Origin of the sequence: Streptomyces sp. NBC_01335 (assembly GCF_035953295.1) — a bacterium.
Lineage (GTDB): Bacteria > Actinomycetota > Actinomycetes > Streptomycetales > Streptomycetaceae > Streptomyces.
On record NZ_CP108370.1, the window covers coordinates 7,287,942 to 7,313,917 of the forward strand.

Consider the following 25,976-nt stretch of genomic DNA (forward strand, 5'->3'; position numbering starts at 1 on the left):
TCACGGCAGCAGCCTCGGCGACCGCCCGGCCGCCACGTCCTCCACCCAGCCGAACACGGCGACCGCGGCGGCGATCAGCGGCCAGGCGACCGCGAACTGGAACCATGTGCTGCCCAGCGGCAGACGGTCCTCCAGCGACGGCACCCGCCACATCAGATCGATCACCACCACGCTCAGCATCAGCGCGACCTCGTGCCACAGATAGATCGTCACCGCGCGCGAGTTGAAGACACGCACCACCCGCCCGAGGAAACGGCCGCGCGCGGGCGTGGCCGAGGTGCCGGGCCGCAGCCGCAGCAGCAGCGCGACCGCTCCGCCGGACCAGAGCGCCTGGGCGAGCGGGATGTCGTCCAGGTCGTAGCTCCCGTCCGCCCGGTGGGTCAGCGCCCACCACGCGCCCGCCGCCATCAGCCCCGCCGCCACCGCCGCGACCCGTCCCGGCCGGAGCCGGTCCAGGGTGCCGTCGCGGTGCGCGAAGCCCAGCAGCCAGCAGAAGAGGAACACCGACAGATCGCTGATCCCGCCGCCCAGCCGGCCGTCCGGCACCTGCCACACCGTCCCCAGCAGGACCGCCGGTACGAGCGACAGGCCCAGGACCGGCAGGGGCCACCGGGAGAAGAGGCGCAGCAGGACGGGAGAGAGCAGCACGAACCACAGATAGGTCCGCAGGTACCAGAGCACCGCCCACCCCTGCTCGCCCCAGGCGTTGCCCGGCGGATCGCCCACCGGCAGCACCCAGTACAGCGCGTCCGGGCCCGGCACCCACCCGTGCAGCACCATCGCCGCACCGAAGAACAGCCCGAACACCCAGACCGGCACGAGGAGTCGGCGCATCCTGCCGCGGATCACCGACCACGCGGGCCGCTCCAGCGAGCGCGCCATCAGCGAACCGGCGAGCGCGAACATCACGCCCATGGACGGGAAGACGAACCCCAACCAGGGCCATCCGAAGGTGTGGTAGCTGACCACACGGACGAGCGCCAGGGCGCGCAGGACGTCGACGTACGGGTCGCGGCCCCCGTTCCGGTCCGCCCGGCCCCTCGGAGCCCCTGTGCCCGCGGCGTGTTGGGGAGCAGTGGCCGTCCTGCGATGCGCGCCGGTCACCGGCCCGCCTCCGTGGGGGCGCCCGGGACGCCCACCGCGCCGGTGCGTTTCAGCTTCTGCCAGCGCAGCCGGCCGCCGGTGAGCGCGGTCAGGGCGGAGTGGATCAGCACCAGGTACATCATCTGCCGGTAGGCGAGCTGCTGGAGCGGCAGCATCAGCAGGTAGCGGTACTTCTCCCGGTCCAGCCGGAACGCGTAGGCCGCGCAGGCCAGTTGGACGCCGAGTACGGCCAGCCACGCCAGAGCTGAGCCCGTGAAGTCGACGAAGAGCATCGCGTAGAGCGTGAACACGTCGATGAGCGGGGCGAGGAGCGGGGTCAGGATCTGGAAGAGCACCACCAGCGGCATCCCGATCCGGCCGAACCGGCCGGACGGCCCCCGGTCGGTGACCGAGCGGCGGTGCTTCCAGAGCGCCTGCATGGTGCCGTAGCTCCAGCGGTAGCGCTGGCGCCACAACTGGCCGAAGGAGGAGGGTGCTTCGGTCCACGCCCGGGCGTGCTCGGCGTAGACGACCCGCCATCCCGCCCGGTGCAGAGCGATCGTGATGTCCGTGTCCTCGGCGAGCGTGTCCTCGCTCATCCCGCCGGCCTGGAGTACCGCCTCGCGGCGGAACGCACCGATCGCGCCCGGGATGGTGGGCATGCAGCCGAGCAGGTCGTACATGCGCCGGTCGAGGTTGAAGCCCATGACGTACTCGATGTGCTGCCACGCCCCGATCAGGGTGGAGCGGTTGCCGACCTTGGCGTTGCCGGCCACCGCTCCGACCCCGGGGTCGGCGAACGGCTGGACCAGCCGTGCCACGGTGTCGGGTTCGAAGACGGTGTCGCCGTCCATCATCACGACCAGGTCGTGACGGGCCGCGCGGACACCGTTGTTGAGCGCCGCGGACTTGCCGGCGTTCTCCTGGCGGACCACCCGTACCTGCGGCAGCCCGAGCGACTCGGCTATCTCCGCCGTCCCGTCCGTCGATCCGTCGTCGACCACGACGATCTCGATCGGATGGGTGCTCGCCGCCAGTGAGGTGAGCGTGCCGGCGATGCACTCCTTCTCGTTGTAGGCGGGCACGACGACGCTCACGGTCCGGACGACCTCCGGCCCCCAGGAGAACCGCCTCCGGTTCCGCCGCCGGTAGTGGCGCCCGGCGAGGAGGAACATGAGGCCGAACCGGGCGAGGACGGCGACACCGACCACCGCGAGAAGGGTCGCCAGCGCCGGTACGGTCCACTCCGCCACGGCTACGGCCGCGAGCAGCCCGCGTCCCTCCCAGACGGAGGCGGCGTCGGCGGGGTGGTGCGCGGCCTGTGCGGCCGGGCCGGACGTGCCGGCGGAGCCGCCGGGCGGTGCTGCCGCTGTCGTGCCGGAAGCTTGCGCGGCCCGCTGCTGGGCGCCGCTGACCGTGGTGAACGTGTACCCGGCGGCCTTCATCTTCTTGATGTACGCGGGCAGCGCCTTCAGGGTCTGCGAGCGGTCGCCGCCGGCGTCGTGGAAGAGGACCGAGGCGCCCTTGCCGCTCGCCGGGGTGGCGCCCCGCACGATCGCGTCGACGCCGGGCGTCTTCCAGTCCTCGCTGTCGGTGTCGACGAAGACGCTGGTGTACCCCAGCGCCCCCAGCTTCTCGTACACCGGCCAGCTGTAGTTGTCGACGGCGTCCGGAGTGGAGGAGTAGGGGGCGCGGAACAGGTTGGTGGTGATGCCCGCGGCCCCGGCCAGCGCGAGCTGCGTCTGGGCGATCTCGCGCTTCACGCGCCCCGCGCTTTGGTAGGAGAGGTCGACGTGCGTGAAGGTGTGGATGCCCACCTCGTCCCCGTCCGCGACCATCGTGCGCACCACGCCCGGATGGCGCGCGATCATGGAACCGACCAGGAAAAACGTGCCGGGCACGTCGTTGGCGTCGAGGACGTCGAGCACCTGCTCGGTCCACTCGGGGTCGGGCCCGTCGTCGAAGGTCAGCACGATCGTCTTGTCCGGTACGGACTCCGAGCGCGCTTCGCCGTCCCGGAAGCTCAGGAAGGGGCCGCCCTCCAGCACGCTCTGCGGCACCTCGTCCGAGGCGGCGCCCGAGCGCACCCGCTGGTCGCCGCCGACCTCGGAGCGCAGATAACCGTCCAGCAGGAGGGTGCTCACCAGCCCGAGCAGCAGCAGGAGTGCCAGCACCGCGCGGGGGCGGGGGACGGCCTGCCGGCGGACGCGTTCCATCCGTCCCGGGGTCGCGTGCCGCGCGCCCCGGCCCGGCCCGCGGCGCCGCCGTGTCGCGGCGCTCACCGGGCGGCTGCGGCGTCGTCGGCGGGCGTGGCGCCGGCGGTGGGCGGTGTGGCCCCGCCGGTGGGCCGCGGGGAACCGTCCGGGGGCGCGATACCACCGGGGGCGGCCTCCGCGGGCTGCCCGGTGCCGAAGGGCAGCAGCCGCGAGGGCGACATGGACAGGCCCCCCATGAAGGCGAGCCCGAGCACCGCCGCGTAACCGACGACGGCGAGTGCGAGCACGGCCCCGGCCCGGCGCAGCAGGCGGGCCCGGCGCCCCGAGGCGTCGACGAACACCGGCCCCTCGCCGGGCTCCGGCCGCGCGGGACCGGCGTGCCTGCGGCGGCGGCCGTGCGGCGTCGGGGGTTTCTGGGAAGCGGTGTCGGCATGCATGAGCGGATGGTGGCGGGCGGCGATGTGCGCACCGTGGCAGAACCCTGGGCGCGCCCTGTGGAAGGCACCCCAAGCTGTCGGACCGCTGAGAGTGCGGCTCTGCGGTTCCCGTCGTACGGTCGGTCAACTCGCTCTGGGGGCTCGACCTTTGGTGTGCAACAGGGCCGAGGCGGAGCGCCGGATGTGAGATGCGCTGGTTCTGGTGGGGCTTCGGACCATGAGAGGTTTGCGGTGGATGCCGCCCCTTTTCACCACCCGTCCCGGGGCGCTTCGGACTTCGGACGAGAGAGCAGGTGCCCGATGCGTGGAACACCATCCGTGCGCGGAGCGTCGAGACGCGTCGGCCCGGCGCTCGCCGGACTGGCCGCGCTCGCGCTGGCCTGCGGTGGGTGCGCCACCGGTACGGTCGCCGACCAGAGCGGCAACGCGCCGGCGCCGCCCAGCGGTTCGGCGGACGCCGCCGAGGGGCCCGCGTACACCCCGTACGTCAGCGCCACCACGGCCTCGGACACCGACCGGGCGGGTTCACCCGACACGTACAACCTGGCCTTCGTCGTCGCGGACGGCGGCTGCACACCGAGCTGGGGCGGCAGCGCGGCGGCCGACGACGCGGCGGTGGTCGCACGGGTCGCCGCGCTCACGGCCTCCGGGGCGGACGTGCGGGTCTCCTTCGGCGGCGCCGCCGGTACCGAGCTGGCGCGCGCCTGCGACAGTGCGCAGGACCTCGCGGACACGTACGCGAAGGTGCTGGACGCGGTCGGCGCGGACAAGGCGGACTTCGACATCGAGGGGGCCGCGCTCACCGACCGGGCGTCCGTGGTGCGCCGGGACCGGGCGATCCGGCTGCTCCAGAAATCCCGGGACCTGGACGTCACGTACACCCTGCCGGTCATGCCGGACGGCCTGGAGGCGAGCGGGCTGGCGCTGCTGGACGACGCGGTCACCGAGGGTGTCGCGCTCTCGGCGGTCGACATCATGGCGATGAACTACAGCACGTCCCACGACGGGGACATGGGGGAGTACGCGGAGCAGGCGGCCCGCGCCGCGCACAGCCAGCTCGCGAAGGCGCTGGACCTCGGGTCCGCGCAGGCGTGGGACGCCCTGCACCTCACCGTGATGGCCGGGGTCAACGACGTGGCGGGGGAGACCTTCACCCTGGCCGACGCGGCCTCGCTGCGGACCTTCGCCGAGGAGCGGGGAGTGGGCGGGCTCTCGCTGTGGGCCACCTTCCGCGACCGGGCGTGCGCCGGGGGCGGTACGACCGTGGCGGACGACTCCTGCAGCGGCGTCGAGCAGGAGGACGGGGCGTTCGGCGCGGCCCTGGGGCGCTGACCGTTCCCGTCGGGACCTGACGACACGAGGCGCCGGCCCGCCGGAGCGGGACGGCGCCTCACGGGCACATCAGTGTGCTCAGACGGCCTGCGGCTCGGCGGTGGCCGCCTTCGCCAGCTCGGCCAGGACGGCGGTCAGCTGCTGCGCGACCTCTTCGTCGTCCGCCGGGTGGGTCTCGGCGAAACGGACGACCGAGCCGGGCACGGAGAGCTTGACCTCTTCCAGCACGGAACCACCGGCGATGCCGACGGCCTTGCGGGCGTCGTCCTGGGCCCACACGCCACCGAACTGGCCGTACGCGGTGCCGACGACGGCGACCGGCTTGCCGGTGAAGGAGCCGGCGCCGAACGGGCGGGAGTACCAGTCGATCGCGTTCTTCAGGACGGCCGGGATGGTGCCGTTGTACTCGGGGGAGAAGAGGAGGAACGCGTCGGCGCTGTTGGCGGTCTCGCGGAGCTTCGCGGCGACGGCCGGAAGCTTGCCCTCGACGTCGATGTCCTCGTTGTAGAAGGGCAGGTCGGCGATCTCGTCCTGGATCACGACCTCCACGCCCTCGGGGGCGAGCTTCACGGCGGCCTCGGCCAGCTGGCGGTTGTGGGAGCCGGAGCGGAGGCTGCCGACGAGAGCGACGATGCGAGTGGACATGAGGGACTCCTGTGAAAAGTGCCGGGCTAGGCGGCGGAGAAAGAAACCGGACCGTGGTCCGGTCATCGGTATAGCACGCGAAGCGGACCGGGGTCCACTTCGCGTGGAGCGAGTTACCCTGGTGCGATGACCGCGCAGATCGGAGCCGACGAGGCTTCTTCCGCCCGCCCTGTCACGCTGTTGCCCCTGGCCGGTCATGAGCCCCAGGAGCGAGCCGACGCCGCCCGCAACCGTATCCGCCTGCTGGAAGCCGCATCGCGACTGGTCCGGGAGGTGGGGGCTGAGAACGTCACGATGGAAGCGGTCGCCACCGCGGCCCACGTCGGCAAGGGCACCGTCTTCCGGCGCTTCGGCGACCGGGTCGGCCTGATGAACGCGCTCATCGACCACGCCGAGAAGGAATTCCAGAACGCGGTCATCTGCGGACCGCCGCCGCTGGGCCCCGGCGCGCCCCCGCTGGAGCGGCTGGAAGCCTTCGGCGTCCACACCATCCGCCACATGACGAAGTACGTCGACCTGTACGTCGAGGCGGACAACTGTCCGACCCGCCGCTACAGCGCGCCCGCCCGCACGGTGCGTGCCTGCCACGTCACCGACCTGCTCCGGCGGACCGGTGTGAGAGGCGACCTGGAGATGCTGACCCAGGTGCTGCTCGCCTACCTGGACCCCTCGTTCCTCAATCACCACCGCAACGGCCGATGTTTCTCGGCCGAGCGTGTCGAGGACGGCTGGAAGGACCTGGTGGCCCGGGTCACGCACCGCTGCTGAACCGCCGGAAGCGACCGGGGCGCGCGGGGCGGGGAGGCGGGAACGGCGAGGCGGTGCGGTGGGGCGTAGCTTCGGAACAGAAGGGACGGGCCGCCTCAGAACAGGGTGATGAGCACGCTGATCCGCTTGCCGCACGCCTGCCTGGTGATCGTGACCCGCTTCGAGAGGCGCCGCACCAGCGGCCACCCGTAGCCCCCGACCCGTACGGTGTCGGGAGCCGCGACCACGGTCCGCGGCTCCGCGGGACTGGCGTCCGCCACGTCCAGCAGCAGCCCCTCACCGCTGAGCCGGGCACTGAACCCGGTGAGCCCGCCCCCGTGGCGGATGGCGTTCGTGACGAGCTCCGACGTCACCAGCAGCGCGTCCGAGATGACCACGTCGTCCGGGTCCATGCCTCCCAGGGTGCAGAACTGCTCGTCCAGCAACTCGCGCACGATGGCGCGCGCGGCGGCGGCGTCGCCGGGCAGGGGGAGCCCCGTACCGACGGGTCCGCCCTCGTCGCGGCCCACCGGATGTTCCCTGCTCACGTGCTCCTCCGCCCCCTGGAACACGGCCCCGTCGTGTCGACGGGCCGTGCGTGTCGTGCCGGCTTCAGCATGTGGCCGCCTCTTCCACGCTCGTGGCCATGGTGAAGGCGCCGGCCGTGCCGGTGACCTCGAACAAGCGACGTACGGCGGTGCGGAAAGGGCCCGCGAGCACCAGTCCGACGCCGGCGCGCTCATGGCGCGCACGTGCGTCGAGCAGGGTGTGCAGTACCGCGGAGTCCGCGAATTCCGTCTCCGACAGGTCCACCACAGTACGTTCTTTCCCCATCCGCAACGCCGCCCCGAGAGCCTCGGCCAACTCGGGCGCCCCGGAATTCTCGTCGGCGTCGCCGCGTACCCGGACGAGCGCGAACCCGTCCGTCCGGACCAGGAACGCCGTCCCCCTGTCCGGTCTCTTCCGTCCGGTCATTTCACTGATGGTGCTTCACCCCGGAGTCGTACGAAAGGACGGACGAGGAATGCCGCGCCGGGCCGGCGACGGTCGCCCGTACGCGGACCGGACGGATGATCCCGGCGTCACGGCGTCAGGATTTCGGCGTAATAGGCGCCGAGGCGCGTCAAATAGGCCGGGTCATTGGTGTCCTGGTCGCGGGCGAACCGCGGAGCGCCCTTCACCTGCTCCTTCGTGCAGAGCAGAGTGATCACCCGGTGCTCGGCATCCACCCGCGCGACCATACCCATGGGAATGGCAGTGCTGCGACCGAATTTCCACAGACCCGTGTCGACGACCAGGTGGTCGAATTCGGGTACGAGAGAACGCCGGTCCACCGTTCCCAGGGTGTCGTCGGAAGCCTCCACCGAAAACTCGGTCGGATCCGTCCCGGCCAGCTCATCGATCGCCACGGGCCCGCACCAGACATTTCTCATGCTCTCGCCTTTCCTCCCGCACGCGGATTCGCGTGGGTCTCCACGACCGCTTTCCCCGAGTGCGCGAACTCACACAGGAAGACATCGCGCGCGTGAGGAGCGCTCCGTCACACCGCCGCGCCGGGGCGCGCCCGGCCATGACGGGTTGCCAGGAGTGCCTCCGGTGGAGGAGTGTTGCCGAGGGGCAATGATTCTGTCGTCGAGTAGATGAGGTGAGGGGTTCGCGCAGCGGGCCTTCTTCGTTTGGTGACTTCCGCACACCGGGCGCCTGCCGCCCGTGCGAGCACTCAGGTCGAACCGGTCTGGGACACCGCTCCCTGCCCCGCCCTGGTCGTGGGGCCGAGGGGCGCCGTCGAACGGACCAATGACGCCGCGGCCGCCCTCTTCCCCGAGGCCCGCCCCGGCACACCCCTGACGGACGCCGTCCCGTCCTGGCTGGCGGACGCGCACCGGGTGCGCCGGGCCGGAGAGGGCCCGGCCACGGCCGCCGGCCCCGTCGGCGACCGCAGCTTCGAGGCACACCCGGCCGGTCAGGAGGACGGCGGCGTGGTGTGGTGGCTGGTGGACGACACCGACCGGCGGCGCGCCACCGAGGCGTTGCGCGGGGAACGCGCACGCACCGCCTTCCTGACCGAGGCGTCGAACCGGCTGCTGTCCTCGCTCAATCTCGACAAGTGCGCCGAGGTGACGGCCCAGTTGGCCGCCGCGCACCTCGCGGACGCCGCCCTGGTGGTCGCCCCGTCCACCGGTGGCACGCTGATCGCCCGGTGCAGCGGCGACGGCACCCCGACACTCACCCGGGAACACGTCGACCCCGACGCGGTGCCCGGCCTCGCCGAGGCGCTCCAGGGGTTCCCGCCCGTGCCGTCGCGGTGGATGGACCCGGGCCTCGCCCCGTCGTGGGTGGTGCCGCAGGACATGGACGACGTGGGTTCCATCGTGGTCACCCCGCTGCCCGGCCACGGCGTCCCGGCCGGCGCGCTCATCCTGCTCCGCCGGGGCGAGCACCACGCGTTCAGCCGGAACGAGGAGACCTTCGCCCGGCTGTTCGCCGCCCGTGCGGGCGCGGCGATGTCCGCCGCGCGCATGTACGCCGAGCAGGCGTCGATCACCGAGACGCTGATGCGCGAACTCCTGCCCCCGGTCCTCCACCAGGTCTCCGGAGTGGAGTTCGCCGGCGGGTACCGCGCCTCGCGCGACACCGAACGGGTGGGCGGCGACTTCTACGACGTGCACCCCGCGGCGGTCGAGGGCGAGCCCTCCCTCGCCGTGCTCGGGGACGTGTGCGGCAAGGGCCTGAACGCCGCCGTGCTCACCGGGAAGATCCGCAACACCCTGCACGCGCTGCTGCCGATGGCCGACGACCACCAGCGGATGATCGACCTCCTCAACGGCGCGCTCCTCAACTCCCACCACGCCCGGTTCGCCACCCTCGTACTCGCCTCCGCGGTACGCGAGTCCGCCTCGGTGCGGCTGCGGCTGACCAGCGCCGGGCACGCCGCACCGCTGATCGTCCGCGCGGACGGGACGGTGGAGGAGGCCGCCACCCGGGGCACCCTGGTGGGCGCCCTCCCGCAGGCCAGGGCCGAGACGGTGGAGGCCGTCCTCGCCCCGGGGGAGAGCTGCGTGCTGTTCACCGACGGGATCACCGAGGCCCGGGGCGGGCCTCTCGGGGACTCCCTCTTCGGCGAGGAGCGGCTGCGGAGCGCGCTGTCCCGCTGCGGAGGGATGCCCGCCGAGGCCGTCGTCGAGCACATCCAGATGCTCGCGGCCCAGTGGGTCGGTGGGGGACGCCACGACGACATGGCCGTCGTGGTCATCGCCGCCCCGCGCACCCACCACCTCAGCGCGGTGGACGGCCACACCCGGGGCAGGTTCACCGCATGAGTACGCACACCCTGACCTCCGACCACCCGCCGGCGGCGCTGAGGGACGCACTGTGGGACGCCGTCCTGGAGGGGGACGAGCACACGGCCACCGGCCTCGTGCTGGACGCCCTCCGCGACGGGGCGGACGCCGAGAGCCTGCTGCTGGACGTCATCGTGCCGGTACAGGGCACGATCGGCGTCGAGTGGGCCGCCAACCGCATCAGCGTCGCCCAGGAACACGCGGCCACCGCGGTCAACGACCGGGTCGTCGGCGCCCTCTCCCGGAGCCGCGCGGCGCACCGGGACCGTACCGCCGGGGCGGCCGGGCGGGTGACCGTCGCCTGCGTCGACGGCGAGTGGCACGCCCTGCAGGCCCGTATCCTCGCCGAGGTGCTGACCCTGCGCGGCCTGCGGGTCGACTTCCTCGGCGCCCAGGTCCCGACCGCGCACCTGATCGCCCATCTGCACCGCACCGGCGCGGACGCGGTGGCCCTGTCCGCCTCCCTCGCCACCCGGCTGCCCGCCGCCCACGCCGCGATCACCGCCTGCCAGGCGACCGGCACCCCGGTCCTCGCCGGAGGCGCCGCGTTCGGCGAGGACGGCGGGTTCGCCCGCCTCCTCGGGGCGGACGCCTGGGCCCCGGACGCCCGCGCCGCCGCCGCTCTCCTGGCGGCGGGCATCGCGCCCCGTACGCCCCGCGCCCACCAGCCCATCGACGATCTGCCCCACCTCGGCGACCAGGAGTACACCCTGGTGGTGCGCAGCAAGGCGCAGCTGGTGAAGGCGGTCCTCGTCGGGCTCGACGAGCGCTTCCCCGCGGCACGCGCCTACTCCGAGGCGCAGCGCGAGCGGACGGCCGAGGACGTGGCGCACATCGTCGACTTCCTCGCCGCCGCCCTCTACACCGACGCCGCCGAGCTCTTCACCGGATTCCTCGACTGGACCGGGGACATCCTGGCGGCACGCCACGTGCCCGCGCTCTCCCTCGTCCCGGCACTGGAGGTGCTGGGCGAGGAGCTCAGGGACTTCCCCCGGGCCACCCGCCACCTCCGCCTCGCGGCCGGCCGCCTCCGTCCGAACACCCCCCACGGGAAGCACGCATGACGACCACCCCCTCCGACGCCTTCCGGCTCAGCACGCGGTACGACGCACAGGGCGCGGTCCTGGTGGAGTTGTGCGGAGACCTCGACCACACCCGTGCCGACACGCTGCTCGACACCGTGACGGAGCAGCTGGCCGGGCACCCGGACATACGCGAACTCCGGCTCGAATGCGCCCCGTTGGAAACGGTCGACTCCTCCGGGCTGGCCGCGCTGATCATGATCCGCAGACGGGCCGACCGGGCGGGCGTCCGTCTGGTGCTGGACGGGCGCCGAGCCGCGCTCGACCGGCTGCTGGAGGTCACGGGTACGCTGGAGTACCTCACCACGACCCCCATGGACGCGGAGCGTCCCTCGGGGCAGAGCATGCGGACCACGTCCACGTCCGCGCACGAGGCCCCCTCCGCCATCGAGGGCGTACGACACCGCTCGGCCCGTCCCACCGGCCCGGACGGCACAGCCTGACGCACGCCGTGCGCCGGCCCGCCCCGGGGCACCGGGAACAGAGGGGGAACGTCATGACGTCCGACGCCGAGGTCGCGCCTCCGGGCCACGACGACGTGGCGTCGGCGGCGGGCGACATCGTGGAACTGCTCGACCTGCTGTGGGAACGGACCCGCGACCGGGGCTGGGCGGCCCCCGCGTCCCTGGCCCAGCTCCGCCTGATGTACGCCGTCGACCGCGAGGACGGCATCAGGATGCGGGCGCTCGGCGCCGTACTGAACGTGTCCGCGCCCTCGCTCAGCCGACTGTGCGACCGGCTCCAGTCCGTGGGCTTCGTCGAGCGGCGGCCCAGCCCCGACAGCGGACGCGAGGTGACGTTGAGTCTGACGACGCGGGGGCACGCGCACCTCGCCGAGGTGCGCAGGAAGCGGGGCGAGGTGCTGACCACCGCGATCGACAGCATGCCCGCCGGGCAGCGCGCGGAGCTGGCCCAGGGACTTACCGGGCTGCGGGACGCGCTGGGCGGCCGCCCGGTGGCTCATCGGATGTTCGCCGGGCCCGTTGTGCGTGGCCCGGCGGACTGAGCGGGAACCTCGCTCGCCAGGTTGGAGACTGACGTGGCGTCAGCTCGCGCGGTGCTCGGGGGCGTCCCCGGCGGTGCCCACGACGACGAAGTGGTCCAGCGTCCCCGTGACGGTGAACAGGCGCCGCACCTGTGGGCGGAGCGGCCCGGCGATGATGAACGCCCGCCCCCGGAGCCGGTGTCCGCGCTCCGCCATCAGCAATTCGTTGAGCAGGCCGCTGTCCCCGAAGGTGACACCGGACAGGTCGACCACCGTGGCGGGCAGGTCGGCCTCCGTGGCCTCCTCCCAGGCGGCGGAGAGGAGATCGCGCTCCGCCTGGTCGACCGCGCCGGTGACACCGATCACGAACACGTCCGGCGCTCTCGCCACCCGCACGGTGGCACTCTCGTCCCAGCTCATGGCCCCCATTTTCACAGCACCGGAGCGCCGCCCGGACAACACCCCCCGGATGTGCGGGCGAAGCGATTCCGCCCGTACGTCCAGGGGTGTGCCGCGCACGCCGCCCCGGCCCGAGGGTGCGTCAGGGGCGCAGGATCAGACGGATGGGGTCGCCCTGCTTGCGCTCCAGCCGGGCCACGGCCTCGGCCGCCTCCGCAAGCGGCAGGGTCCCGCTGATCGAGCCGGAGAAGTCCAGCCGGCCGCCTTCGACCAGCCCGAGGAGCTGCGGGAGGGCGACGGGCATGTCGGAGCCGTAGTGGCCGAGGATCTGCTGCTGGAGGTAGCTGAACCGGGTGCCCTGCGTGACCGTCAGCGGCTTGTCGGTGAGGCCGACCAGCACGAGTCGTCCCCCCTTCGCGAGGGCGGTCAGCGCCTGCTCGCGCACGGCGGGCACCCCGGCGAAGTCGAAGGCGGCGGCCAGTCCGGCACCGGCGGTGACCGCGCGCCCCTGCTCAGCGAGGTCCGGGGCGGCCGGGTCGAGCGCCAGATCGGCTCCGGCGGCGAGAGCGCGCTGCCGGGCGGTCGGGTTCGGGTCGACGGCGACGATCGGGTACGCGCCCACGGCGCGCAGCAGCTGCACCGCGTGCACCCCGAGCCCGCCCACGCCCCACACGCCCACGGCCTCGGCGGGCCGGACCGCGGCGGTGGCGGTGATCGCGCCCCACGGGGTGGACACGGCGTCCGGGATGATCGCGCCCTGGTCGAACGGGATGGAGCCGGGCAGCAGCGTCAGCGCGTCCTCGGCCGACAGCGCGTACTCGGCCCAGCCGCCGTCGTAGTCGACGCCCCGCGTGTACGTGACGCCGTCGCGGGTCTCGCCCGCGTACAGCACCACCCGCTGGCCGGGCTTCCAGGACGTGACGCCCTCGCCCGTCGAGGCGATCGTGCCGGACACCTCGTGACCGAGGGTGACGGTGTCGCCCTCCAGCAACTGCGGGGTGAGGCTGCCGCCGATCAGGTGCACGTCGGAGAGGCACACCCCGGCCGCCTCCACCTTCACGAGCACCTGCCCCGGTCCGGGCTGCGGCCGGGGAACCTCCTCGACGCGCAGGGTTCGGCTCGGGACGTGCAGGCGTGCGGCGAGCATCTGCTCCATGACATGACCTCCAAAGGCGGTGTTCCCTCGACGGCCGCCGATCTAACGCAGGTCGTCTTGCATTAGACGGTACGACGGTCCTGAGGTCCTGTGCAAGTGGGGTTGCTTTAGGCTGGCCGCATGACCACGCCCCGCCCCGCCGCCCCGCCGCTGCGCCGACGCGGGGAGAACATGCGCCGAGCCGTGCTGACCGCCGTCGTGGAGATCCTCTCGGCCGAAGGACTGTCGGGCGCGACCGTCTCCGCCGTCGCCCGGTCCGCCGGAGTCCACGAGACCTCGATCTACCGGCGGTGGAAGACCCGCGAGAACCTCATCGCCGAGGCGCTCGTCGCCGAACTCGACGCCGCCGTGCCGGTCCCGGACACGGGGGACGTCCGCGAGGACCTCACGACGTTCTTCGTCTCGCTGGTCCGACTGCTGCGCACCGCCCAAGGCCAGGCGCTGCTGCGGCTGAGCGTCGAGCGGGACGACACCCTGGAGGACCGCCGGGGCCCGTACTGGAAGGACCGGCTGGAGCGCGGCGTCGTCATGGTCCGGCGCGGCGTCGAACGCGGCGAACTCGCCGGGGACACCGACGCCCGCCTGCTCATGGAGGCGGTCAGCGGCCCCCTCTTCGCCCGCGTCCTGGTGAGCGACGCACCTCTCGACGAGGAGCTGGCGGAGCGTTTGGTCGCGCTGGTGCTGGACGGTGCGCGGGTCTGAGGCGCCGGTGGACCGGGGTCGGTCCCGGCCCCCGCGAGCCCGGCCGTCGGGCGCCGTGGGGAGCGGTCGTCGCCCGCGGCGAAGGGGCTCGGCGCCCGCCTGACCTGCTGTCATGTCGGATGCGCCGTACGGGGGATCGCCAGTGGACGCTTCTTGCCGACGGGATGCAACGATCATGAGAAATTGGTGATCTTTTTGTTGCCGACTGGGTGCATCTTGGGTGAAACGAGAAGATCATTTGACCTTCCCATGATCGGTCCGCGCGTGAGAGTGTCTGCGGGGCGCGTCCCTGCGGGCCGGGCATTGCCGCGGCCACGGTCGCGCGTCCTCTACAGAACGGCAGTTGCCCGTTTCCTGGGGGGAGAGGGGGAGCGCCGGCGTGATGCCGTCCGCATGCCGGCGGTGTGCGCCCGCGTCGACCTTGTCATGCTCATGAGCTGGCTCTGCCTCCTTCCAGGAGTTGGGCGGAACACGCATGTCATGGGTACGAGACGTCGGCAGACGCCGGCGTCGCACAAGACAGGCCCTGAACAGAGCCACGGCCGGGACGGCCCTGATCTCCGCGGTGGCCGTACTCGCCGGGCTGATCAGCGCGGTACCGGCCTCCGCCGCCGGTGCGGCGGACGAGGAGGACACCGGCCTCTACCGCAACACCATCGGCGACACCGTGCGGCAGGACCGCTGTCTTGCCGGAGTGGCGCTGCACGCCGGTGGGCCGAAGATGAAGGCCAAGGCGGTCGAAGGCCTCTCGGGCAGCGCCGAGCAACTGCGCGCCACCGTCGGGGACGTCGGCTGGATCGGCTTCTACCCGCTCGGTCTCGCCGGCGACGAGGACCGGACAGCCGGACTCGCCTACCGCGACGACCTGCGCGCCCGGTCCTCGGCGCTGGAGGACGGCAACGATCCGTACGCCTCCAACGCCTTCTACAGCGAGGAGATGGACTGGCACATACCGGAGTTCGACTCCGAGGTGCTCCAGTTCACCCTCTTCACCCAGGAGCAGCTCGCCTGGCAGCTCGGCTGGGACGGCCACACCAACGCCAGCCCCGAAGCGGTCGCCCGGGCCCGTGAGATCACGGAGGAGAACCGCGGCCAGGACATCGACAACGACTGGATCGCCGACGACGCCTTCGACGACGGCGACGTCTACGAGACGCGTTACTCGGGCGGCACCACCGCCAGCGACGTCGCGTCCTACCTGAAGCTCGGTGGCCTGCCGACGAAGGCCCCGGCGGAGGACTCGGCCGAGTACCGGGTCGTGGTCGAGGACCTGAAGCAGGCATGGGCGGGCTGCAACTGGCAGAACCCGCTCGACTTCGACCGCGTGCTCAACGGCCCGGTCATGACCGCCATGACCGAATGGGAGCTGGAGTACGCCGGGCAGGCGGCCCAGCGCGACACGATCATTCAGGCGGAGACCGACGCGGCGAACGAGACCCGCGAAGCCACCGACGACATGATCCAGGCCATCCAGCAGGCCTGGCGCGCCGACCAGATCCTCACCTGGCAGAAGGTCGTGGCGGAAGAACTCGCCAACGACCCCGACTCCCTCTTCAAGCCCGGACCCGAGCTGTACGAGCAGGCCGAGGCCGACCTCGCCGACGCCCGGGCGAAGGCTGACGCACTCGCGACCTCGGCCAACAGCCACGCCGCGGCCGCGAAGACGGCCGCCACGAACGCCACGACCGCGCAGCAGGAGGCGTGGGCCCTCGCCGACACGGCGAACGTGCCGCGCGGCCGGGGTCTGATGTACGCCCAGCAGTCCGTGCAGGTCGCCCGCGCGTCGGCGGCCGCGGCCGAGGCGGCCGCCAAGGCCACCGAGACGGCCCGCGACGCCACCGAGGCCACCGTCGGCACCAGTCGCACGCTGACGGCGAAGGCGCAGACCGAGACGCACGCGCTCAACACCGAGTTCCGCCGGATCGCCGCGCAGGAGGCGGCCGCTCAGGCCAAGGCCGCCGCCGACAGCGCGGAGACCAACGCCAAGGCCGCGGCCGACAGCGCGAAGGACGCCGGTACGGCCGAGGCCGCCGCGAAGGGCAAGCAGGAGACGGCCCGTCAGAAGGCTTCCGTCGCCCAGGCCCAGCGTGCCTCCGCCGAGCTGGAGTACGCCACCGCCGTCGCCTCCCGCGCCGAGGCCGCCCAGCAGCGGACCACCGCCGCCGAGGCCGAGACCAGGGCCGCGACCCAGCAGACGGCGGCCGGTACGGCGAAGGCGAACGCCAAGACCGCCGCGAGCGACGCCGCTACCAAGCGCGAGGCTGCCGACGCGAAGGCCCGGGCCGCCCAGGCCGCACGCGAGAAGGCGGCCGCGGCCCAGCAGAAGCAGCAGGCCACCGCCGCCCGTGCCGCCGCTCTGGAGGCCGCCGCCTCGGCTGCCGCAGGCACGGCAGCGGCCGGGGAGACCCGCACGGCCGCCGACCAGGCGCGCCAAGCGGCCGCGGCAGCGGTCACCGCCGCCACCGCCGCCCACACCGCGGCGGACGACGCGACCGCCGCAGCGGTCTCCGCGCGGTCCGCCGCGACGAAGGCCGAGGGCGCCGCCGGACGGGCCCAGGCCGACGCGGACGCCGCGTGGTCGGCGTACCTCGCGTCGACCGGCGCCGCGGCGACCGCCCGGGCCGAGGCCGCCAAGGCACTCGACGCCGCCGGGGACGCCGCACTGCGGGCCCAGAACGCCGCCACCGCGTCGGACCAGGCATCCGCCCTGGCCAAGCGGGCCGGCGACGAGGCTGCCTCGGCGGGGATCGAGGCCGCCCAGGCCGTCGACTCGGCCGCGGTCACCGCGGGCCGGGCCTACGCCGCAGGGCAGGCCGCACTCGCCGCCCGGGACAGCGCGACCAAGGCGGTGGCCGCATCGGCCGACGCCATCGCGCTCGGCATGCCGTACCAGGAGACCGACAGCGCCGCCGCGTTCGCCGTCCTGACCGGCCAGAAGTCCAAGACGATGGCCGAGCAGCAGGCGGCCGCGGCCGAGGCCAAGGCCACCGAGGCGGAGCAGGCGGCCGAGGACGCACAGCAACTCGCCGATCAGGCGCAGGGCGACGTCAAGGTCGCGGCCGAGGCTGCGGCACAGGCGGCCGGCGACTCGGTGCGCGCCATCGCCGCCGCGGCAGCGGCTCAGGAGTCGGCCCAGGACGCGGCCGCGTCCCGGGCAGGCGCCAAGAAGGCGGCCGACACGGCCTCCGGCTACGCGCAGCAGGCGGGCAACGACGCGCTCAGCGCCCAGCAGACGGCCGACGCCACCGACACCGTCGCAGCCGACGCCGACCGCGAGGCCACGGACGCCGAACGCGATGCCCTGAAGGCCGCCGAGGCCGAGGACCGGGCGGCCCAGGCCGCCGCGGAGGCCAAGGCGCAGGCCGACAAGGCTGACAAGGACGCCCAGGAGGCGGAGGACCGCGCCTCGGACGCCGACGGCGACAGCACTGCCGCCGAGGAGGCCGCCGACCAGGCGGAGAAGGAGCAGCGGGAGGAGAACGAGCAGCAGCACCAGCAGGCCATGGAGGAAGGCGACTACCCGATCCCGGGCGGTCCCTCCTCGTGGGCCGAGCTGGGTGAGCAGCAGGAAGCCATCCTGCTGGCCAAGTGCGGCCAGAGCTGCGTCGACGACTACCGCGACGCGTACGCCGCCGTCTCCGTCCACGTCCTCGACTGGGTCGCGGCCCACGGCGGGCAGACCCTTCTGGACGACCTCGGCGTGGCCGAGGTCAAAGAGTGCCTGAGCTACAGCGGCGTCGAGAGCTGCCTTTGGGACCTGGTGGACATCGCCTCGTCCGCCGTCGTCGTCGGCCGGATCCCCGCGCTCGCGGCGGCGATCGAACAGGTGAGCACCGGCATCCAGCAGGTCTTCACCGACGCCGACGACGCCCAGCGCAAGCTGACCGAACTCACCGAGCTGATCGGTACGACCCGCAGCACCCCGCGCCTGGACCGGTGCATCGCCGGAGTGGCGCTGCACGCGGGCGGACCCGAGATGAAGGCCGAGGCCGTCTCGGCGCTCGCCGGCGACAACGCCGAACTGCGCGCGGCCGTCGGTGACATCGGATGGATCGGCTTCGGACCGCTGGGCCAGGCACGTACCCGTGACGTGCAGGCCGCGTTCGACTACCGGGACGCGCTGGCGGCCCGGTCGAACGTGCTGGAGAAGGCCAACAAGCCGTACGCCGAGTCGGCGTTCTTCAGCGACGACATGGAATGGCACGTACCGGCCTTCGACGAAGAGGTCCTGCAGTTCACCCTCTTCACCCAGGAGAAGATCTCCGGCCGTCTCGGCTGGGACGGGCACAGCAACGCCGGCGCGGAGTCCGTCGCGCGCGCCGAGGAGATCACCGAGGACAACCGCGGCAAGGACTCCTGGTACGACTTCACCGCCGATGTCATGCTGCGCGACAGCGATGTGGCCAACACCCGCTACGCGGGCGGTACCACCGGCAGCGACATCGCGTCCTACCTCCGGCACGGCGGCTTCCTGACCGAGGCCCCGGCCAAGGACAGCCCGGAGTTCCGCGAAGAGGTGGAGAACCTCAAGCAGTCCTGGGCCACCTGTGACAGCGCGGAACCCACCGACCCGCGGAACAAGCTCTCCGCGGTGACCGCGCAGGCGTACACCGAGTGGGAGGCGGAGTACGCCGCCCAGGCCGCGCCCCGCACCCTGATCACGCAGGCGGAGGCCGACGCGTCGGCCGCCACACGTGAGGCCACCGATGACATGGTCGAAGCCATCGGCCAGGCGTGGCGCGCCGAGCAGATCCTCACCTGGCAGCGCGTCTGGCACGACACGCTGGAGAACGACCCGGACGACCTGTTCAAGCCCAAGCAGGCGATGTTCGACAAGGCCAACGCCGATCTCGCCACCGCCCGTGGCAAGGTCGCCGCACTGGTGACCTCCGCGAAGGCGCACTCCGCCACCGCGAAGACCGCCGCCCAGAAGGCCGTCGACGCGCAGGAGGACGCCTGGGCGATAGCCGACGCGGCCGAAGTCCCGCGCGGCCGAGCCCTGATGTACGCCCAGCAGTCGGTCCAGGTCGCCCGCGCGTCCGGCGCGGCCGCCGAGGCCGCCGCGAAGGCGACGGAGACCACGCTCCAGGCCGTCAACGCCACCGCCGAGACCTCGTCGGCGCTGCTCGCGCTGGCGCAGACCGAGGCACACGCTCTGAACACCGAGTTCCGGCGGGTCGCCGCGCAGGAGGCCGCCGCCCAGGCGAAGGCGGCGGCGGACAGCGCCGATGCCTACGCGGCCTCGGCCGCGGCGAACGCCGCGACCGCCAAGAAGGCCAAGGAAACCGCCCTGGCGGAGGAGGAGGACGCACGACAGGCCGCGGCCGACGCCCAGGCGTCGCGCGCCGTGGCAGAACTGGAGCGCGCCAACGCCGCGGCCTACCGGGCCACCGCGGAGAGCGAGCGGGACAAGGCCTCCGCATCCGAGGCGGAGGCGGCCGAGCAGGGCCGGATCGCCAGTGACGCCCGGGCTTCGGCCGAGGCGGCGGGAAGCACGGCGTCGGCCCGCAGGGGTGATGCCGAGCAGGCGGAGCGCGACGCGGTCGCCGCCCGTGGCAAAGCTCTCGAGGCCGAGCAGCGACGGGACTCGCTGAGCGCGAAGGCGGCGGCCCTGGAGGCGCACGCCGCGGCTGTGGACGGTACGGACGCGGCCGAGGCCGCTCGTGCCGCCGCCACCGACGCGCGGGCTGCCGCCGACACGGCGACGGCGGCGGCCACCAGCGCGCGTGCTGCGGCGAACGCGGCGACGACCGCCGCCACCAACGCCCGCGAGGCCGCCACCAAGGCGCAGGGCGCGGCAGCGCGCGCCAAGGCGGCGTCCGACGACACCTGGGCCTCGTACCTGGTGGCGGTCGGTTCCGCCGCCGCGGCCCACGCCGCCGCGGCCGAGGCGATCGACGCTTCCGAGGCGGCGGCGCTCGACGCCAAGGGCGCCAAGGAACAGTCGGAGAAGGCTTCCGCCGCGGCCAAGAAGGCCAAGGAGGAAGCGACCGCCGCGCGCAGTGAGGCGCTGCAGACGGCGTCATGGGCTGCGGTCACCGCGGGCAAGGCGCTCGCGGCCGTGCAGTCGTCACTCGCGGCGCGGGACTCCGCGGCAGCGGTGATCAAGCCGGCGAACGAGGCGATCACACTCGGCACGCCGTACCAGGAGACCGACAGTTCGGCTGCGTTCGCGACACTCACCGGCCAGCAGTCCCTGACGGTTTCCCAGCAGCAGGCGGCGGCAGCGACCGCCACCGCCGACCTAGCCCAGGGGTACTCCGCGGAGGCGAAGGCCCTCGCCGCCCAGGCCGCGGGCGACATGAAGCTCGCGGCCGAGGCATCCGCGGCAGCGGCATCCGACGCGGCCCGCGCCGCCAAGGCTTACCAGCGGGCCCAGGCCTCGGCCACCCAGGCCGCGAAGGACGCGAAGCTCGCCGAGGCGTCGGCGAACCGCGCCGACGGCTACGTCCAGTCGGCGGGCGCGGACGTGGTGAGGGCCTGGACGGCCTCGAACGACGCCGCCACGGACGCGGCAGCGGCCGATGCCGCGGCCACCGAGGCGGAGCACGACGCCGCTTCGGCCCGTGCCACGGCCACCAAGGCCGAGGAGGACGCGGCCAGCGCCCGCGACACCGCCACCCAGGCGGAGACCGACGCGACGGCGGCCGAGAAGGCGTCCGAAGGGGCGTGGGACGCCGCGAACGAGGCCCAGCAGGCCGCCGACCGCACCGAGAAGGCCGACAACACCGAACACATCACGCAGGGTGCCACCACCGGGATCGGTGGGGTGTGGGAAGTCCTCGACCACGTCGAGTACATCGGCGACCCCAAGAACGTCGACAAGGACAACTGCAACCCGATCATCCACATCGGCGACTGCACCATCACGGCCGACCTCACCTACAAGTCGCACTCCGACGTGTTCATGTGCCTGGCCGAGTCGGGCTCCTACTCGGGCAGCTGCCCGCAGGCGGACACGGTCTACCTCGGTCCTGAGGTCTCGGACGCCCGCACCGAGCGGATGTCGCAGACACTGACGATGGTCGAGTTCAACTCGGGCATCGACCCCATCGACATCCTGCTCGGCGACTTCATCGGCTGCGCCAAGCTGATCAATCCGTTCATGGAGGGCGGCAGCTGGGGCGACTGCGCCTGGGTCGTGGGCATGTTCGTCGTCGGCGCCCTCTTCAAGGCGGGCAAAGCCGCGGTGACGGCGATGGACGCCGCCGCCAGGACCGGAATCGGCTTCACCGAGGCATGGAGGGCGCTGAGAGCTCTCAGCCTTTCCGAAGCCGCTATCGGCGGAATCGCCGGGAAGATGGCGGAGAAGTTCTACGCCTCCTGCCGGAAGGTGTCCCGGGTCGGTTCCTTCGCGTCGCAGTCGCGGGTCGCGACTGTCGCTCCGATGGGCATCATCGGGAGTCCGGTTCCCGAGTACTCCTGCCTCGGTCTGATCGCGTACAACAGCACCGACCTCTCCCGCATGGCCTACAGGGCCAGAATCGAGGCCGGTTTCGGTGCCTTCGGCAAGAGAAATGTTGCTGTCGCGAGGGTGCCGGGCTGGAATGACCCGAAGTTCGGCGATCTCGTCATCGGCTTCAGTAAGGGGGGCGGTTTCCATGCGGAGGACGACATCCTGGAGCAGCTTGCCAAAAAGGAAGTCTCACCGAAGGAGATCACCGAACTCTACAGCGAACGGCAGCCGTGCCCTGTGTGCGGACCGAATCTGGAGAATCTCCTCGACGATGGCGCAGAGATCACTTGGTCCGTGCAGTGGGGATCGGACGGAACGATGAACAGCGCATTCGAGGCAATTCTGGCGAAGATGATCCAGGCCCAGGGATAGCTTACAAGCTCGACCGGATAGCCCCGTAGGATGTAAGAGGGGTGGGTGACCCGATGGGATGCCCACCCCTTCTCCTGACCTCATGGCGAAATGGCAGCAGGTAATAATGTCAGAAATCAAAAAAGCGAGCGAGACGGAAATCGCCGAACGGAACGATCTGGCCGACAGGGCAGCCGAGGCGTTGACGATGGCCGGGTTTGCGGTACATCGGGACGTCAATCAGCCCTCCGACGTGTTGGGTGCGCTGCTCTGGGTGGATGCGACAGACGACTCGAGGGGAGGGGTCTTCGTTCAGTGGCTCATCGATTCGTCCCTCAGTCAAGCCGCAGTGGAGAGTGCCCAGAAGGGTGAGATGCAGTCGCCGGCATTCCGTCACTTCAGCTTCGTGACCGAGCACATGCACGCGACGCTGATAGCTCTTCTCGGATCTGCGGGCTTCCAAGCCCGCGATGCAGATGACGACATGAGTCCCTATCTGATCCGTATTGCAGGATGACCGCCCCCTTCGGGAAGGGGCAGCTGGTCTCGCAGCGGTTGCCGCAGAGATAAGGAGGCAGGCATACCGCTCCACCGGCACTCCGGACGGCGGTCCGCGCGGAGAGGAGCGGGACCCCCGTACGCGCGGACCGGTCGCGTCAGCCCGCCGATTCCGCGACCCGGTCTGTCCGAACGCTTCTCAGCCGAGCGATTTCAACTGCGCCGCGACCAGATTCTCCGGGACGGCGGCCTTCTTCGTGTCCAGCATGTTGACCCCGTAGAAGGCGGCGACCACTCCACCGTCGCGCACCACCGTGTAGGTCGTGGGAACCGACTGGTCGGAGACGACGGTGGTGATGTCGTAACTGACCGCCTCGTCCCCGAGGTCCGGGTCACCGAGCCGCTTGACGGCCTTGTAGGCCAGGCCGAGTGTCTTGAAACCCTTCGGGCATTCCTTCAACGCGGTGCGCAGGTCGTTCATGACCTGCTTCGCGTTCTTCTCGGAGTGCGAGGCCAGCCACATGGACCCGACGGTCGCGTTCTCCGCGTCGGTGGGTGCCAGCGAGCGGTGCACGAGACTCACCGGCTCGATGCTGGTGGTACCGCCCGCCAGACTGGCCAGGGGCTGGCACTCCTTCTGGTCGGCCTTCATGTCCAGCCCGGCCGAGACCTCCGCCTCGGAGACCTTCTTCATCTCATATCCGGCGGTCTTTCCGGAAAGGGCCGCCTTTTCCAGTTCGGCAGGCGGGACGGCGCCTATCTTCTTGGCGTTCTCGGCGGCCTTTTCGGCGGCCTCGTCCTGCTTGCTCGGTGACTCCTTGCCGGTGGCCGCGGGCTTCTTCTCCGCGGCCTTTTCGTGCGTGTCCGCACTGCAGGCAGAAGCCAGCACGAGGACAGGCAGGACGATTGCGGCCGGAAGAATTCTACCGATGAACACCAATGTCTCCTGGAAATGAGTCAGTTCCTGAGCAAGGACGAAGAACGATCCTACCGACGGATGATCTTGCGTCTGGTAACAATTCGGGGTCGGAGCCGGGCCGACCCGAGCCGGCCGGCCACGGAAGCCGGGCCCCGGACACGCCGGTGGCCGGCCCGCCGGAAGCATTCCGACGGACCGGCCACCGAACGACGGACGGCCCCGACGACCGGGACCTCCCGCTGTCCACTCGACTCACGGCGCCCAGGGCGCGTCCACCGACCACGTGGTGTCCTCGGTGAAGGAGGCCGCGTTGTCCCAGGCGTTGGTGCCGCCCGGAGTGGCCAGCCACACCTCGGAGTTGATGTGGCGCATGAAGCTGCCGGGCAGGTTGGCGCTGGTCAGACGCACCCCGCCGGACCCCGCGACCGCGCACCAGGTGGCGTCCGCCTTGAAGAGCGCCGAACCGTCGCTCGCGTCCCGGCGGACCCGGAAGTTCGCGTGCCGGAGGTACTCGCCGGGGTAGTTGCGGGACTCGAAGGAGTAGCAGTTGCCGTTCGCCAGACCGGCGACCACCTTCCACGTGGCGTCGCTCTTCAGCAGCGCGGAGCTGTTGGCGTCGACGACCTCCGTGTACGCGAGCCCTTCCGAATGGCGCAGGTACTTCGTGGTGTAGCCGGGGGTGGTGACCCGCAGTGACTTGTACTGACCCGTGGGCAGTGTCACCGCGGTCGTCGCCGCCTTCGAGGCCGCGACGAGGGCCTGGTTGGCGGCCTTCACCCGCGCGGTGTCCACCTTCACCACCTGGCGGTCGTAGGTGAGGAGGCCGTTCGCCTCGTTCTCCACGTCGGTGATCTCCGTGTAGACCGAGGCCGACAGACCCGCCGGCATCTGACCGACCCGGATGCTGTCGATCAGCCCCACGAACCGGTTGTTGAGCGCCGACAGGCTCGCCTGGTCCTCGTAGCTGAAGCCGCCGCCCGGGTACCACTCGTGGCCCGCGACCTTGTAGCCCAGCCCGCCGAACTCGCCGAGGACGGCGGCCCGTGTCGAGGAGGACGCGGTGTTGCCGGGGCCGACGTAGTTGTGGTTGTCGACGACGTCACCGTTCCCGCCGTCCACCGCGCCGCAGCAGTTGACCCCGCTCATGTTGTCGACCAGCCGGGACGGGTCGTACGCCTTGACGTCGTTGGCGATCCTGGCCTGGTCGTACTGGCCCCAGCCCTCGTTCTCGTTCACCCACATCACCAGCGACGGCGAACTGCGGTGCTGGTCGATGATCGCGTGGTACTCCGCCTCCCACTGGGTGCGGGCCGCGCTGTCCGGCGACTTGCCGGTGTCCATCGCGGGCATGTCCTGCCAGACGAGGAGTCCGAGCTTGTCCGCCCAGTAGAACCAGCGCTGCGGCTCGACCTTGATGTGCTTGCGGACCATGTTGAACCCCAGGTCCTTGTGCGCCTGGAGGTCGGACTTGAGCGCCGCGTCGGTCGGCGCGGTGTAGATGCCGTCCGGCCAGTAGCCCTGGTCCAGCGTGCCGGTCTGGAAGACGAACTTCCCGTTGAGGACCGGGCGCAGGATGTTGCCCACCTTGGCGATGGCGATGGACCTCATGCCGGTGTAGCCGCCCACCGTGTCGGTGACCGCCGTCCCGTCGAGCAGCTCCGTCTTCACGTCGTACAGGAACGGGTCCTCGGGGGTCCACAGGTGCGCGTTCGGCACCGGCACGGAGATCTCCGCGCCCACCGTGCCCGTCGCCGTGCCCACCGTCGTACCGCCGGTGGAGACGGTCACCCGGGCGCTGCGGCCCGAGGCGCCGGCCGCCTGCACCTTGACCCGCAGGGTGCCGTCACCCAGGTTCGGGGTCATGTCCAGCCGGGTGACGTGCGCGGCGGCCACCGGCTCCAGCCAGACGGTCTGCCAGATGCCCGAGGCGGCGGTGTAGAAGATCCCGCCGCCCGAGTGCGGGGCCACGTCGTTGATCCGCTGCTTGCCGACGGCCTGGCCGCCGGTCTGCGTCGGGTCGTAGACCGACACCACCACGGTGTTCGTCCCGCCGTTCAGCTGCGGGGTGATGTCGTACGAGAACCCGTCGTACCCGCCCTTGTGCGCGCCCACCTGGGTGCCGTTGACCCAGACCGTGGTCTGCCAGTCGGAGGCGCCGAAGTTGAGCTGCACCCGTCGGCCGCTCCAGTTCGACGGAACGGTGAACGTCCTCTTGTACCAGAGCTTGTCGTTCTCGGTGATCTTGCGCTGGATGCCGGAGAGCGCGGACTCCGCCACGAACGGCACCCGGATCTGCTCGGTGAACGACGCGGGCTGGCCGGCGTCCCTACCGGTGACCGCGAAGTCCCAGATGCCGTTGAGGTTGGCCCAGTCCGGGCGGGTGAGCTGCGGGCGCGGGTACTCGGGCAGCGGCTGGTCGACCGGGACCTGGCCGGTCCACGGCGTCGTCATCGGCGCCGTCTTCGGCGACCAGGCGGTGGCCGCCGCGGCGGCCGGAGCCGTACCGGCCCCGACCAGGGCGCCGGCCACCAGAGCCAGCAGGCCGGTGCCCGCCGTCAGCCGTCTCCACCAGGTTCTGTGGCGCGGTGCGGGTGCGGACTTCATCCTGAGACCTCCTTCACGTGGGG

20 protein-coding genes are annotated in these 25,976 nt (G+C 72.0%); 9 read left to right on the plus strand and 11 right to left on the minus strand.

The features are described 5' to 3' along the window. From OG599_RS31100 to OG599_RS31110, 3 genes are all read right to left on the minus strand, one after another. Window positions 1–1,104, minus strand: a complete 1,104-nt coding sequence (locus OG599_RS31100) for an acyltransferase family protein (RefSeq protein WP_327179300.1) — start codon at window positions 1,102–1,104, stop codon at window positions 1–3. Continuing rightward, window positions 1,101–3,299: a bifunctional polysaccharide deacetylase/glycosyltransferase family 2 protein gene (locus tag OG599_RS31105; protein WP_327179301.1), complete on the minus strand. Its 2,199-nt coding sequence runs from the start codon at window positions 3,297–3,299 to the stop codon at window positions 1,101–1,103. Before OG599_RS31105 ends, OG599_RS31100 begins: the two co-directional genes overlap by 4 nt. Window positions 3,300–3,361: 62 nt before the next feature. After that, window positions 3,362–3,736 (minus strand): hypothetical protein, encoded by a 375-nt coding sequence (locus OG599_RS31110; protein WP_327179302.1) that lies wholly within the window; start codon window positions 3,734–3,736, stop codon window positions 3,362–3,364. 300 nt (window positions 3,737–4,036) lie between these two features. Between OG599_RS31110 and OG599_RS31115 the strand changes: the two genes are divergently transcribed. Next, the gene (locus tag OG599_RS31115) at window positions 4,037–5,068 is read left to right on the plus strand and encodes a chitinase (RefSeq protein ID WP_327179303.1); all 1,032 of its coding nucleotides are present in this window, start codon (window positions 4,037–4,039) and stop codon (window positions 5,066–5,068) included. 78 nt (window positions 5,069–5,146) lie between these two features. Here OG599_RS31115 and OG599_RS31120 read toward each other — a convergent pair whose 3' ends face one another. Beyond that, a complete protein-coding gene (locus OG599_RS31120) occupies window positions 5,147–5,713 on the minus strand; it encodes an NADPH-dependent FMN reductase (RefSeq protein WP_327179304.1) in 567 nt (188 codons plus the stop codon). 126 nt (window positions 5,714–5,839) lie between these two features. On the opposite strand from OG599_RS31120, the gene OG599_RS31125 reads away from it, so the two are divergent. Next, complete coding sequence (locus tag OG599_RS31125) at window positions 5,840–6,481, plus strand: TetR/AcrR family transcriptional regulator (RefSeq protein ID WP_327179305.1); 642 nt, start codon at window positions 5,840–5,842, stop codon at window positions 6,479–6,481. 95 nt (window positions 6,482–6,576) lie between these two features. Here OG599_RS31125 and OG599_RS31130 read toward each other — a convergent pair whose 3' ends face one another. The 3 genes from OG599_RS31130 to OG599_RS31140 form a co-directional block, all read right to left on the minus strand. Next, window positions 6,577–7,008, minus strand: a complete 432-nt coding sequence (locus OG599_RS31130; RefSeq protein ID WP_327179306.1) for an ATP-binding protein — start codon at window positions 7,006–7,008, stop codon at window positions 6,577–6,579. A gap of 64 nt (window positions 7,009–7,072) precedes the next feature. Further along, window positions 7,073–7,435: an STAS domain-containing protein gene (locus OG599_RS31135; protein ID WP_327179307.1), complete on the minus strand. Its 363-nt coding sequence runs from the start codon at window positions 7,433–7,435 to the stop codon at window positions 7,073–7,075. 107 nt (window positions 7,436–7,542) lie between these two features. Beyond that, complete coding sequence (locus tag OG599_RS31140) at window positions 7,543–7,869, minus strand: PRC-barrel domain containing protein (protein ID WP_327179308.1); 327 nt, start codon at window positions 7,867–7,869, stop codon at window positions 7,543–7,545. Window positions 7,870–8,139: 270 nt separating this feature from the next. On the opposite strand from OG599_RS31140, the gene OG599_RS31145 reads away from it, so the two are divergent. From OG599_RS31145 to OG599_RS31160, 4 genes are read left to right on the plus strand one after another with little or no spacing between them, the layout of a single operon-like run. Next, a complete protein-coding gene (locus OG599_RS31145) occupies window positions 8,140–9,780 on the plus strand; it encodes a PP2C family protein-serine/threonine phosphatase (protein ID WP_442809603.1) in 1,641 nt (546 codons plus the stop codon). Further along, on the plus strand, window positions 9,777–10,865 hold the full coding sequence (locus OG599_RS31150) for a cobalamin B12-binding domain-containing protein (RefSeq protein ID WP_327179309.1): 1,089 nt from the start codon (window positions 9,777–9,779) through the stop codon (window positions 10,863–10,865). The genes OG599_RS31145 and OG599_RS31150 overlap by 4 nt, the downstream gene beginning before the upstream one ends. After that, entirely contained in the window at window positions 10,862–11,326 is a 465-nt protein-coding gene (locus OG599_RS31155) for an STAS domain-containing protein (protein ID WP_327179310.1), read from the plus strand. Before OG599_RS31150 ends, OG599_RS31155 begins: the two co-directional genes overlap by 4 nt. A 53-nt stretch (window positions 11,327–11,379) precedes the next feature. Then, window positions 11,380–11,889 carry a MarR family winged helix-turn-helix transcriptional regulator gene (locus tag OG599_RS31160; protein ID WP_327179311.1) on the plus strand — a complete coding sequence of 170 codons (510 nt, stop codon included), beginning with the start codon at window positions 11,380–11,382 and terminating at the stop codon, window positions 11,887–11,889. 39 nt (window positions 11,890–11,928) lie between these two features. Here the strand turns inward: OG599_RS31160 and OG599_RS31165 are convergent, their stop codons facing one another. Both OG599_RS31165 and OG599_RS31170 read right to left on the minus strand, forming a co-directional pair. After that, window positions 11,929–12,288 carry an STAS domain-containing protein gene (locus OG599_RS31165; RefSeq protein ID WP_327179312.1) on the minus strand — a complete coding sequence of 120 codons (360 nt, stop codon included), beginning with the start codon at window positions 12,286–12,288 and terminating at the stop codon, window positions 11,929–11,931. Window positions 12,289–12,409: 121 nt separating this feature from the next. Continuing rightward, on the minus strand, window positions 12,410–13,423 hold the full coding sequence (locus OG599_RS31170; RefSeq protein ID WP_327179313.1) for a zinc-binding dehydrogenase: 1,014 nt from the start codon (window positions 13,421–13,423) through the stop codon (window positions 12,410–12,412). A gap of 120 nt (window positions 13,424–13,543) precedes the next feature. Between OG599_RS31170 and OG599_RS31175 the strand changes: the two genes are divergently transcribed. The 3 genes from OG599_RS31175 (at window position 13,544) to OG599_RS31185 (ending at window position 22,449) form a co-directional block, all read left to right on the plus strand. Continuing rightward, a complete protein-coding gene (locus OG599_RS31175) occupies window positions 13,544–14,125 on the plus strand; it encodes a TetR/AcrR family transcriptional regulator (RefSeq protein WP_327179314.1) in 582 nt (193 codons plus the stop codon). A 475-nt stretch (window positions 14,126–14,600) separates the two neighbouring features. Continuing rightward, window positions 14,601–21,953: a nucleic acid/nucleotide deaminase domain-containing protein gene (locus tag OG599_RS31180; protein WP_327179315.1), complete on the plus strand. Its 7,353-nt coding sequence runs from the start codon at window positions 14,601–14,603 to the stop codon at window positions 21,951–21,953. Between the two features lie 82 nt (window positions 21,954–22,035). After that, entirely contained in the window at window positions 22,036–22,449 is a 414-nt protein-coding gene (locus tag OG599_RS31185; protein ID WP_327179316.1) for a hypothetical protein, read from the plus strand. 180 nt (window positions 22,450–22,629) lie between these two features. Here OG599_RS31185 and OG599_RS31190 read toward each other — a convergent pair whose 3' ends face one another. Beyond that, window positions 22,630–23,367 carry a hypothetical protein gene (locus tag OG599_RS31190; RefSeq protein WP_327179317.1) on the minus strand — a complete coding sequence of 246 codons (738 nt, stop codon included), beginning with the start codon at window positions 23,365–23,367 and terminating at the stop codon, window positions 22,630–22,632. Window positions 23,368–23,601: 234 nt separating this feature from the next. Then, window positions 23,602–25,953: an AbfB domain-containing protein gene (locus tag OG599_RS31195; RefSeq protein ID WP_327179318.1), complete on the minus strand. Its 2,352-nt coding sequence runs from the start codon at window positions 25,951–25,953 to the stop codon at window positions 23,602–23,604. Window positions 25,954–25,976: the final 23 nt, after the last annotated feature.

Coding starts and splice junctions, on each gene's coding strand:
- OG599_RS31175 (WP_327179314.1), top strand. CDS start 13,544: ATGACCACGCCCCGCCCCGCCGCCCCGCCGCTGCGCCGACGCGGGGAG.
- OG599_RS31105 (WP_327179301.1), bottom strand. CDS start 3,299: ATGGAACGCGTCCGCCGGCAGGCCGTCCCCCGCCCCCGCGCGGTGCTG.
- OG599_RS31115 (WP_327179303.1), top strand. CDS start 4,037: ATGCGTGGAACACCATCCGTGCGCGGAGCGTCGAGACGCGTCGGCCCG.
- OG599_RS31110 (WP_327179302.1), bottom strand. CDS start 3,736: ATGCATGCCGACACCGCTTCCCAGAAACCCCCGACGCCGCACGGCCGC.
- OG599_RS31155 (WP_327179310.1), top strand. CDS start 10,862: ATGACGACCACCCCCTCCGACGCCTTCCGGCTCAGCACGCGGTACGAC.
- OG599_RS31160 (WP_327179311.1), top strand. CDS start 11,380: ATGACGTCCGACGCCGAGGTCGCGCCTCCGGGCCACGACGACGTGGCG.
- OG599_RS31125 (WP_327179305.1), top strand. CDS start 5,840: ATGACCGCGCAGATCGGAGCCGACGAGGCTTCTTCCGCCCGCCCTGTC.
- OG599_RS31120 (WP_327179304.1), bottom strand. CDS start 5,713: ATGTCCACTCGCATCGTCGCTCTCGTCGGCAGCCTCCGCTCCGGCTCC.
- OG599_RS31180 (WP_327179315.1), top strand. CDS start 14,601: ATGTCATGGGTACGAGACGTCGGCAGACGCCGGCGTCGCACAAGACAG.
- OG599_RS31150 (WP_327179309.1), top strand. CDS start 9,777: ATGAGTACGCACACCCTGACCTCCGACCACCCGCCGGCGGCGCTGAGG.
- OG599_RS31185 (WP_327179316.1), top strand. CDS start 22,036: ATGGCGAAATGGCAGCAGGTAATAATGTCAGAAATCAAAAAAGCGAGC.
- OG599_RS31195 (WP_327179318.1), bottom strand. CDS start 25,953: ATGAAGTCCGCACCCGCACCGCGCCACAGAACCTGGTGGAGACGGCTG.
- OG599_RS31170 (WP_327179313.1), bottom strand. CDS start 13,423: ATGGAGCAGATGCTCGCCGCACGCCTGCACGTCCCGAGCCGAACCCTG.
- OG599_RS31135 (WP_327179307.1), bottom strand. CDS start 7,435: ATGACCGGACGGAAGAGACCGGACAGGGGGACGGCGTTCCTGGTCCGG.
- OG599_RS31165 (WP_327179312.1), bottom strand. CDS start 12,288: ATGAGCTGGGACGAGAGTGCCACCGTGCGGGTGGCGAGAGCGCCGGAC.